Origin of the sequence: Microvirga tunisiensis, assembly GCF_009296175.1 — a bacterium.
GTDB classification, from domain to species: Bacteria; Pseudomonadota; Alphaproteobacteria; order Rhizobiales; family Beijerinckiaceae; genus Microvirga; species Microvirga tunisiensis.
Genome location: NZ_VOSK01000224.1, coordinates 1 through 10,610, shown reverse-complemented (window position 1 = coordinate 10,610; position 10,610 = coordinate 1). Strand labels below are relative to the sequence as shown.

The 10,610-nt window shown below is 63.6% G+C and carries 7 protein-coding genes; 5 read left to right on the top strand and 2 right to left on the bottom strand.

Translation table 11 applies throughout. The features are described 5' to 3' along the window. The first annotated feature begins 431 nt into the window (after positions 1–431). Positions 432–659, top strand: a complete 228-nt coding sequence (locus tag FS320_RS30895; RefSeq protein ID WP_162003355.1) for a DUF6894 family protein — start codon at positions 432–434, stop codon at positions 657–659. Between the two features lie 214 nt (positions 660–873). On the opposite strand, the gene FS320_RS30890 is transcribed toward FS320_RS30895, so the two are convergent. Next, entirely contained in the window at positions 874–2,301 is a 1,428-nt protein-coding gene (locus tag FS320_RS30890) for a calcium-binding protein (RefSeq protein ID WP_152716190.1), read from the bottom strand. 298 nt (positions 2,302–2,599) lie between these two features. Between FS320_RS30890 and FS320_RS30885 the strand changes: the two genes are divergently transcribed. Continuing rightward, positions 2,600–3,718: a M20 family metallopeptidase gene (locus FS320_RS30885; protein WP_152716188.1), complete on the top strand. Its 1,119-nt coding sequence runs from the start codon at positions 2,600–2,602 to the stop codon at positions 3,716–3,718. A 4-nt stretch (positions 3,719–3,722) separates the two neighbouring features. On the opposite strand, the gene FS320_RS30880 is transcribed toward FS320_RS30885, so the two are convergent. After that, positions 3,723–4,361 carry a MarC family protein gene (locus FS320_RS30880; protein WP_152716186.1) on the bottom strand — a complete coding sequence of 213 codons (639 nt, stop codon included), beginning with the start codon at positions 4,359–4,361 and terminating at the stop codon, positions 3,723–3,725. 69 nt (positions 4,362–4,430) lie between these two features. Between FS320_RS30880 and FS320_RS30875 the strand changes: the two genes are divergently transcribed. From FS320_RS30875 to FS320_RS30865, 3 genes are all read left to right on the top strand, one after another. Further along, positions 4,431–5,285, top strand: a complete 855-nt coding sequence (locus FS320_RS30875; RefSeq protein WP_152716185.1) for a PP2C family serine/threonine-protein phosphatase — start codon at positions 4,431–4,433, stop codon at positions 5,283–5,285. 1,116 nt (positions 5,286–6,401) lie between these two features. Continuing rightward, positions 6,402–9,176 carry a DNA gyrase subunit A gene (gyrA, locus tag FS320_RS30870; protein WP_152716183.1) on the top strand — a complete coding sequence of 925 codons (2,775 nt, stop codon included), beginning with the start codon at positions 6,402–6,404 and terminating at the stop codon, positions 9,174–9,176. Positions 9,177–9,500: 324 nt separating this feature from the next. Then, a complete protein-coding gene (locus FS320_RS30865; RefSeq protein ID WP_152716181.1) occupies positions 9,501–10,487 on the top strand; it encodes an IS481 family transposase in 987 nt (328 codons plus the stop codon). Positions 10,488–10,610 lie beyond the last annotated feature (123 nt).

The following is a 10,610-nucleotide window of genomic DNA, read 5'->3' as shown; positions in this document are numbered from 1 at the left end:
GCCTCCGGTGCCGAGATCAAGTGGATGTTCACCACCGAACAAGCCCGCGCCAAGATGGGCCGTGCCTATCCCAACACCGTCCCGAGAGACCCACGCGCCAAAGAGTCATAATCTCTGTGCAGAGGAACTAGTCGTTCGATCTATCGACAGGAAAGGCCGTCTTTCCAGGCGGCCTTTCCGGTGAAATGCCTGGGCGTTGTTCTTGAGATAAAACAAGGCAACGCGGTTCAGCGTTGAAAGAGCGGTCTTCACCGAGCTTGACCGTTCCCCAGAGCCAGTCGTTCAGGACAATATTCTTCAACCGGGCGTTCAAGTCGGCACGACGCCGAAAACTTACCTTGCGTCCGGTCAGGGAAGCTGCTCATCTAACGGCAGATTCCGGGTCTTGTCGAAGCTCGGCGGTGAGTGAAGATTTCCAAGGTTGCCCTGTCGTGCACTGTTACTTTCACCTTGTGCACACGCACGAACGGATCGTCGACGAGGCCGGAATTGAAGTCTCGGATCTGGAAGCAGCCCATTATCAGGCGCTTAAAGCCATTCAGGAATTGAGGCAGGAAGGCGAAGCCGACGAGGTCGACTGGCGCGGCTGGCACCTTGAGGTCGTCGACGAGGCGGGCAATGTCCTGCTGTCGATTCCGTTGAATGTGGCACAGCACTGAGTAATCCGCCCTCAACGATTCCTTTGACGGGTGGGTCGATGCACTAGCCGTCAAGCAGCGCATCGTTGATCGCTGAAAACACGGATCCCCTCTTGGCTGACGCGGACCTTCGGTTCCGCACGATGCGCGAGAAACTTGGTTGCCTGCATGGACGCGACGGCAGGGTGCAAGATGCTTTAAGGAAAAGGCCCGGATTTCTCCGGGCCTTCTGCCGTCATAGAATGAAGTCGGCGGCTGAGAGTTGAGCCTTCAGCACGTTCTCGAGCTTGATGTAATGGCTCGTCCCGGAAAGGTAGACGAGGGAATAGCCTGTTCTATCGGCGATGTTGAGGTTGTCGAAGGACGCGAAGCGCCAGGCGCGCAGATCGATCTGATCCTCTCCGGGGCGGAAATACTGGATCGTGTCCTTGCCCGAGGACAGATCGAACGCGAAGATATCGCGCCCGCCGCCATCCATCGTATCGTTTCCGCTGCCGCCGTTCAGGTAATCCGCGCCCGTGCCGCCATAGGAGGAATCGCCGATCAGGCGGTCGTTGCCCGCGCCGCCGAGCAGAGTGTCGTTGCCGTAGCCCGCATAGGCGCTCGTGGCTTGGGCATCGCCATACAGCACGTCGTTGCCGGAGCCTCCGCTCAGGTAATCGTGTCCGCCGCGGCTCTGATCGTTCAGAGATCCGGCATCGCCGTAGAGCGTGTCGTTTCCCGAGCTGCCATAGAGACTGTCGTTTCCGCCAACGGACGAGGCGACCATGCCATAGGCGTCGCCATAAAAGATGTTGTTGCCGCTTCCTCCCGACAGGTAATCGGCCCCGCCGATTGCGCCGTCATACAGCGTGTAGGCATCGCCGTAGAGACGGTCATTGCTCGAGTCGCCGTAGAGCCAGTCGGCTCCGCCGACCGCGCCGTTCCTCATCTCGTAGCCGTCGCCATAGAGGATGTCCTCGGAGCCGCCGCCTTTGAGAGTGTCATGCCCGCCGATCGCGGAATGGATCAGAGAGCGTGCATCCCCATAGAGCGTATCCCGTCCGCTGTCGCCGCTGAGCGTGTCCGATCCGCCTCTCGCTCCACCCTTCAAAGTGAAAGCATCCCCATAAAGTCGGTCGTCGTCGTTGCCGCCATAGAGGAGATCGGCGCCGCCCACGGCAGAACCCGTCATCGAGTACGCATCGCCATAGAGTGAATCGCTGTCGTTGTCGCCATACAGCCCATCGGTGCCCCCGGTCGTCGTCGTCGACATGGAATAGGCATCGCCGAAGAGGCTGTCGTTATCATGGCCGCCATACAGCTTGTCGGACCCGCCTCTCGCAGAACGCGACATGGTTCGGGTGTCTCCATAGAGCTTGTCGTAGCCGGACTCGCCCCAGATCTGGTCCGAGCCGCCGATGGAGGAGTAGCTCATGGTGTAGGAATCGCCATAGACCGTATCGCCGTCGAAGCCCGCCCAGATGGTGTCGGACCCGCCGCGTGCCGTGAGCCTCAGGTTTCTCGCATCACCGTAAAGGTAGTCCGCCCCATTGTAGCCGTGGATCGAGTCGCCCCCGGTCGTGCCGGAGGTGCGGGTGCCGCTGCTGTCGCCATAGAGGCTGTCGGAGACCCCTGTACCTTCGAGAAAATTCCTGCCCAGAGAACCAACTTTGTGTGTCATTCTTTTCAAATCCAAGTGCGTCTGAAACTTCGATGTATTAGCTTATTTTCCTGTTACAGGATATCGATACGGAACCGATGCGTCATAAAGACCTAGCTTTGTATCGTTCCGGCGAGGCGCCCTGCCGAACCGGAGGTTCGCCACGCACGATGCGCCGGTCAAGGGACAGAGCATCGGGTAAGCCCAAAAGTGGACGTAGCTTTTGAGTCCGAGGCTTCAGGCAGATCTCATCTCGGGCTTGATGTTTCGGGCGAGGAGTGGTTAGCCAGCAGGCACGATCATTCAGAACGAAGACATCATGAGCCGCTCCTCGCCATTCCTCGACACGCTCTTCACCTGGATCCGCACCGAAAGCCCGACCCATGACCGGGCCGGCGTCAACCTGATGATGGACCTCGTCGTCTCGCAGATGCAGGACGCGCCGGTGGCGGTCGAGCGCATTTCGGGCACGGAGGGCTTGGGCGATGTCCTCGTGCTGCGGGCGGGCCCGCAGACATCCGAGCCGGGCATTCTGGTCATGTCGCATCTCGACACGGTCCATCCCGTCGGCACCATCGAGAGCGATCTGCCGTTGCGTCTCGAGGGCGACCGGCTCTACGGACCCGGCGTCTACGACATGAAGGGCGGGGCCTATTTTGCCCTGGAGGCGTTCAAGGATGTGGCGCGCAGAGGCGCGGCGGCGCGGCCCATCGTCTTCCTGGTGACGCCGGACGAGGAGATCGGCTCGCCGATCACGCGGCCAATGATTGAGGAATTCGGTCGCCGTTCGGCTTATGCGCTCGTGACGGAACCGGCCCGCGACGGCGGCCAGATCGTTACCGCGCGCAAAGGGGTAGGGCGCTTCGACGTCCATGTGGAAGGCCGCCCGGCTCATGCCGGATCGCGCCACAAGGACGGGCGCAACGCCGTCTACGAGGCCGCGCGGCAGATTCTCGCCATCGAGACCATGACGGATTATGCGCGTGGGATCACCACTACTGTGGGCATGATCTCGGGCGGTACGGCGGTGAATACCATTCCGCAGCATTGCCGCTTCCCGGTGGACCTGCGGGTCGAAACCGTGGCGGACGGTGAGGCCGTAACGGCCGCGATTTTGGGGCTGAAACCGCACAATCCCGATTTCAAGCTCACCATCGCCGGCGGCATGAACCGGCCGCCCTACGAGCGGACGGAGGCGACTTCCAGGCTGTTCGACCAGGCCAAGTCGCTGGCCGCCGAGATCGGCTTCGATCTCGTCTCCGCGCCCCGCGTCGGCGGCGGCTCGGACGGCAATTTCACGGCGGCGCTGGGCATCCCGACCCTCGACGGCCTCGGCATCGACGGCGATGGGGCGCACACGCTACAGGAGTATGGTGTGATCTCTTCCATCGCGCCGCGCCAGAAGCTCATGACGCGCCTGCTGGAGACGTTGCGCTGAGCCTCTAGACCGCCGGTGCCCGAAGCAGCGCCAGCACCCCGTCGATGATGAACTGCACGGCGAGGCCCGCGAGGATCACGCCCAGGAGACGGGTGAGAACCACGTTTCCGGTCACGCCGAGCCAGCGGGCGACACGCTCGGCGGCGGAGAACACCACGAAGCAGCTCAGGATTCCGAGCGCGATCAGGATCAGCAACGCGGCCAGATAGACGATGTTGCCGTCTGCGCGTCCGGCGAGCAGGATCACGGCCGTGATGGCGCCGGGGCCTGCCATCAGCGGGATGGCCAGCGGGAAGGCGGCGACGTTGCGGATGTGATCCTCGGTGATGGCGATATCGGCCGTGTGCTGCTTGCGCTCGTTGCGGCGCTCGAACACCATCTCGAAGGCGATCCAGAACAGCAGCAGGCCGCCGGAGATGCGGAAGGCCGGAATGCCGACGCCGAGAAGCCGCAGCAGCACCTCGCCGCCGAGGCCGAAAAAGGCCAGAATGCCGAAGGCGATCAGGCAGGCCCGCATCGAGACCCTGCGGCGCTCCCCGGCATTCATCCCCCGGGTCAGCGATACGAAGATCGGCGCCAGCGCCACCGGATCGAGGGTGACGAGCAGGGTCACGAGAGCGGCGGAGATGTAGTCGAGGAGCATCGGCTGGACCTTCCTGCAAGCTTTGCGTTATGGGGTGATCGGGCCGGTTTGGCGAGGGGCGACGCGACAATGTTCACGGTTTTGGATCGGATCAGCTGGCCCGGGCACCCGGCCAAACCCAACGAGGACGTCTGCGGCGTCTCGGGCGACTGGGCCTGGGTGATCGACACGTCGATCTTTCCCGGCACGAAGCCGGTCATGCACGCGAAGAGCGACGCCACCTGGCTCGCCAGGTTCGCGGACGAGCGGCTCTCGAATCTCGCCCCACAGGCGCACGACGGCGCCGCCCTCCTGCGGCACGTCATGGAGGAAGCGCGCACGGCTTACCGGGCCGTCGCGCCCGCGGAGCGGCATGACGATTTCGTCACCTGGCCTCTCGGCGCGATGACGCTGGTGCGCCGCAGGGGCGATCTTCTCGACGCCTGGACCTTCGGCGACACCACGGCCTATGTCCGCCGGCCTGACGGGACCGTCGTAACCCTGGGCGACGCCCCTGGCCTGCGCGACGCCGAATCCTCAATGGCGGCCGAGTTGATGCGGCAGGCGGGGTCCAGGCCCACGGCCATCCTCGACGAGCCCATCTTTCTCTCCTGGCTCGCCGAGCGCCGCGAGCGCCAGCGCAAAAGCGGCATTCCGGCAGCTCTCCTGAGCTTCAATCCGGACGCCGTCGACCGCCTGCGGCACGAGACGGCTCCCTGCCAGGATGGCACCGTGATCCTCCTGGCCTCGGACGGCTTCTCGGCCCTGGTCGATCTCTATCGCGCGATGGATGCCGAGGCCGCCCTGGACTCTGCTTTGACCTCCGGTCTCGAGCCTCTGGTGAAGCTGGCGCGGGAGATCGAGACCGAGCGCGATCCGGCTGGCCAGCTCTATCCCCGATTCAAGGCGAGTGACGATGCAACGGCAATTCTGCTGAGGGCATAGCGTGCTGACATCCGTCAGGGCCGGGCCAGTCGGCCCCCGGCGGGCTGAAAAGCGTCGTACCGGCCGCGAGTAAGTGGATGTCATCCCGGCGGTCTGCAGGACCGGGAAGGGGATCCACGATCACGCGCTAAGTTGATGGATTTTCTTCCACTCCGCTGCGCTCCGGCCGGAAATGACACCTTCCCCATCATGGCCGTCCCCGGACTCGATCTGGGGATCAGTCCCGGCGATCTTCGCCTTGCCGCTTTTCCGTCCTCTTACCTCATCCTGAGGAGCAGCCGTGAGGCTGCGTCTCGAAGGAGGGTCCGGAAGAGCCCTGAACTCCTCCTTCGAGACGCCGCTTGCAGCGGCCCCTCAGGATGAGGCCGAGCGAGACGATCGGGATCACGGCCCTCCTAGGCACGCTCCCCCGTCATGGCCGGGCCTGTCCCGGCCATCCCGATGCGGTGAGGTGCCGTGCTTCAGGGATCGGGATCACCGGGACAAGCCCGTTGATGACGGCGGAGGGTGCAGTCGGAGAATGTCAGGGCGGAACGGCGCAGGCCGAACCGGGAGCGTGAAAGGCTGCCCGGCACCGTCATCCCGGCGAACACCGTGATCCATAACCATGACGGGGGTCCATCCCGGCGCCGCCAACAGTCATGGATTCCCGCCTGCGCTAGGGATGACGATGTCGAGGTTCGAGCGCCATGACCCTGCACTGATGCCGGATCTCCGCGCACGCTCCGTCCGGGGTGGCGGAGCGAGGGAAAGCGGATGTCCCGGGCCCATGCCCGAGAATGACATTTGGGAATGCGTCAAAACCGAAAAACATCAATGGATTAGACGCGGCGGTTGAGCCGATGTCTCATCTCACGGGATGCCCTGCGAAAGTGCCACAGCCGCGAGCCTGCCCGTCGCCGCGCCCGATCCGACAATAAGTTGCTGAAACGTAAACGGATTTCCGTGCTGTGCTTGCCTCTGGAAAACCCGTCAAAAAGCTTGAAAATCGCGGCGTTCTCCCCCATCTAAGAGGCTGATTTCTATTGGATTCGCGGGCTTGCCGGACGGCTTGACGAAGCGGTATCGAAAAGCCGCCTCTCGCGATAGGGCAGACCGTTTTAAGAAAGACCAACCTTGACCGATCCGAACGATATCCGCTCTGGTGGCCCCGCGGGGGACCAGCCTGCGAGCGACATCAAGCTGATTTCCATCGTCGACGAGATGAAGCGCTCCTATCTCGATTACGCCATGAGCGTGATCGTGAGCCGCGCTCTGCCTGATGCGCGCGACGGCCTCAAGCCCGTGCACCGGCGCATCCTCTATTCGATGCACGAGAACGGCTATACGCCCGACAAGAAATACGTGAAGTCCGCCCGCATCGTCGGCGACGTGATGGGTCAATACCATCCGCACGGCGACCAATCGATCTATGACGCCTTGGTCCGCATGGCGCAGGACTTCGCCATGCGCGTCATGCTCGTGGACGGGCAGGGCAATTTCGGCTCGGTGGACGGTGATCCCCCGGCGGCCATGCGCTACACCGAGTCCCGCCTCGCCAAGGCGGCGATGCCGCTCCTCGACGACATCGACAAGGACACTGTCGACTTTACCCCCAACTACGACGAGTCCAAGGACGAGCCGGCGGTTCTGCCCGCGCGCTATCCGAACCTGCTCGTCAACGGGGCCGGCGGCATCGCGGTCGGCATGGCCACCAACATGCCTCCCCACAATCTGGGCGAGGTCATCGACGGCTGCCTGGCCTTCATGGAAAATCCCGACGTTTCGGCCGAGGAGCTGATCGAGATCATCCCGGGCCCGGACTTTCCGACCGGTGCCCTGATTCTCGGGCGCGCAGGCGCCCGCTCAGCCTATACCACGGGCCGCGGCTCCGTCATCATGCGGGCCAAGTCCGAGATCGAGGAGGTTCGCAAGGACCGCGAGGCAATCATCTTCACCGAGATCCCGTATCAGGTGAACAAGGCCTCGCTGATCGAGAAGATCGCCGAACTGGTGCGCGAGAAGAAGATCGAAGGCATTTCCGATCTCCGCGACGAATCCGACCGCGACGGCATGCGCATCGTGGTCGAGATCAAGCGCGACGCCATGGCCGACGTGGTGCTCAACCAGCTCTATCGCTACACGCCGCTGCAGACGAGCTTCGGCGCCAACATGGTGGCGCTCAACGGCGGTCGTCCGGAGCTGATGACGCTCAAGGATCTGATCAAGGCCTTCGTCGATTTCCGCGAGGAAGTCGTCTCCCGCCGGACCAAGTACCTGCTCAACAAGGCCCGCGAGCGCGCCCATGTGCTGTGCGGCCTTGCCATCGCGGTCGCCAATATCGACGAGGTCATCCGCCTCATTCGCACGGCGCCCGATCCGAACACGGCCCGCGAGGCCCTCATGGGCCGCGACTGGCCGGCCCACGACATCGCGCCGCTCATCGCGCTCGTGGACGACCCGCGTCACAAGATCAACGAGGACGGCACCTACCGCCTGTCCGAGGCGCAGGCCCGCGCCATCCTCGACCTGCGCCTGCAGCGCCTCACAGCTCTGGGTCGCGACGAGATCGGCGACGAGCTGTCGAAGCTCGCGGCCGAGATCTCCGATTACCTCGATATCCTGCGCTCCCGTGTCCGCATCATGTCCATCATCCGGGACGAGCTGACCGAGATACGCAACACCTTCGCCACGCCGCGCAAGACGCAGATCGTGGATTGGGACTCGGATCTGGATGATGAGGACCTGATTGCCCGCGAGGACATGGTCGTCACCGTGTCCCATGCCGGCTACATCAAGCGCGTGCCGCTCTCGACCTACCGGGCGCAGCGCCGCGGCGGCAAGGGCCGTTCCGCAATGACGACGAGGGACGAGGATTTCGTCACCCGTCTCTTCGTGGCGAACACCCACACGCCCGTCATATTCTTCTCCTCCGAAGGCCAGGCCTACAAGGAGAAGGTGTGGCGCCTGCCGCTGGCGGCCCCCAACGCCAAGGGCAAGGCCCTGGTGAACATGCTGCCCATCAAGCAGGGCGAGCGCATCACCACCATCATGCCGCTGCCTGAGGACGAGGCATCCTGGGACAAGCTGGACGTGATGTTCGCCACCTCCCGGGGCACGGTCCGCCGCAACAAGCTGTCGGACTTCGTCCAGGTCAATCGCGGCGGCAAGATCGCCATGAAGCTGGATGAGGGCGATCACATCGTCGACGTGCAGATCTGCTCGGAGAACGACGACGTGCTGCTGACCACGGCCAAGGGTCAGTGCATCCGCTTCCCGGTCACGGACGTGCGCGTGTTCAAGGGCCGCGATTCCATGGGCGTGCGCGGCATCAACCTGGCCGAGGGCGACGACATCATCTCCATGGCGATCCTGCGGCACGTGGAAGCCACGGGCGAGGAGAGGGCGGCCTATCTCAAGATGCGCCGCGCCGTCACCGGCGAGCAGATGGGGGCAGATGCCGACGCATCGGAGGATGCGGAGGAGGCCAATGCCGACGCCACACTCTCGCAGGAGCGCTACGCCGAAATGAGCGCGCTGGAACAATGCATCCTGACGCTCTCCGAGAAGGGCTACGGCAAGCGCACCGTGTCCTACGAGTACCGCATCACCGGACGCGGCGGCAAAGGCATCACGGCCATGGCCGTGAACAACCGCAACGGCAAGCTGGTGGCGTCCTTCCCGGTCGAGAACTCCGACCAGATCATGCTCGTCACCGATGGCGGTCAGCTGATCCGCGTGCCGGTGGAGGGCATCCGCGTCGTCGGCCGCAACTCGCAGGGCGTCACCGTCTTCTCCACCCGCGACAAGGAGAAGGTGGTCTCGGTGGAGCACATCGAGGGCGAGGATGCCGAGGAGATCGAGGGCGTCGATGACGCCGCGACCGAAGGCGGCGAGGCGGCGGAAGGGTAAAATCTCCGAGGGTTCAAGAATGCAAAACCCGTCGGCTCAGGCCGGCGGGTTTTTCGTTGTGCCGTCATTGCCTCCCCGCACTTCATTCGGGAATCATGGCCGATGATTCTGCTTTCCACACCCTTTGGACTTCCTCAGGATGAGGTCGAGATTATGGGCCAGACTTACAGGCTGAGGGTGGAGTATTGGGGATGAAGACGTGTATCGTCGGACTAGTTGTTTGGTGGCGGAACGTTGTTGGGATCGGGTGCGTTACGCCATTGAGGAGTACACTTGGCGCTTTGACGGCCTGCGACGCCGAGCTTCTCACCGCAGGAGGACGTGATGCACTCCCTTCATCCGCAAGCCCGCACCACCCCCGCTGTCCGCCAGGAGATCGCCCGCTCGAGAGAGCCCACCGGCGTGCTGGCCCAGCGCTTCAGCGTGAGCACCGAGACCATCCGCAAGTGGCGCAAGCGCGGAGCCCAGGACTGCCAGGACCATTCCAGCCGGCCGCACAAGCTGCCCTGGAAAGCCACGGACGAGGAGCGCGCCATCGTCTGCGTCCTGCGCCAGGCCACCGGCTTTCCGCTCGACGATCTGACCTTCATCGTCAGCCATTTCCTGCCGCATCTCAACCGCGATGCCGTCTACCGCATCCTCAAGGCGGAAGGCTTGGGACGATTGCCCCCGGCGCAGCAGCGCCAGCGCCGGAGCGGCACGTTCAAGGATTACGATCTTGGCTTCATCCACATGGACATCAAGCACCTGCCCAAGCTGCAGACCGCCAACGGCGAGCGCCGCAAACGCTATTTGTATGTGGCCATCGACCGCTGCTCGCGCTGGGTGCACCTGGCCGTCAAGGACGATGAGCTGGCCACCAGCGCGGTCGCCTTCCTGAAAGAGGCGGTGCGCGCCTTCCCCTTCAAGGTCACGCACGTCCTGACGGATCGAGGATCCTGCTTCACGGCGGATGCTTTCGAGGACGCCTGCCGCCAGCTGAAGCTGGAGCACCGCAAGACCAAGCCCTACACGCCGCAGACCAATGGTCTCGTGGAGCGCTTCAACGGGCGGGTGCAGCGCGAGGTGCTGGGCATCACCATCTACAGCCATCGGGACCTCGAGACGCTGCTCAAGGGCTTCAATCAGGCCTATAACAGAAGACGTCAACGCGTGCTCAAGGGGCGATCCCCGGATGAGGTTGTGCGAAGCCGCCTGGCTGCCGAGCCGAAGCTCGCCAACCGCCGCTACAAGCCACCCGATGCAGACGCGTTGCCGCCCGCCCTCCAGGTCATCGCTCATGCCAAGGAGGTCTCGCATCCAGACACCTAGTACTACAGCCGGGGCTTGTGCGTTGTCTTAGACACGGAGGTGTCGCGCCATGACAGACGCAAGCGAGGCCCACCGCTGGGCCGATCAGTTGGACGATCTCGTCACCCGCATTGCTCCCCGCTT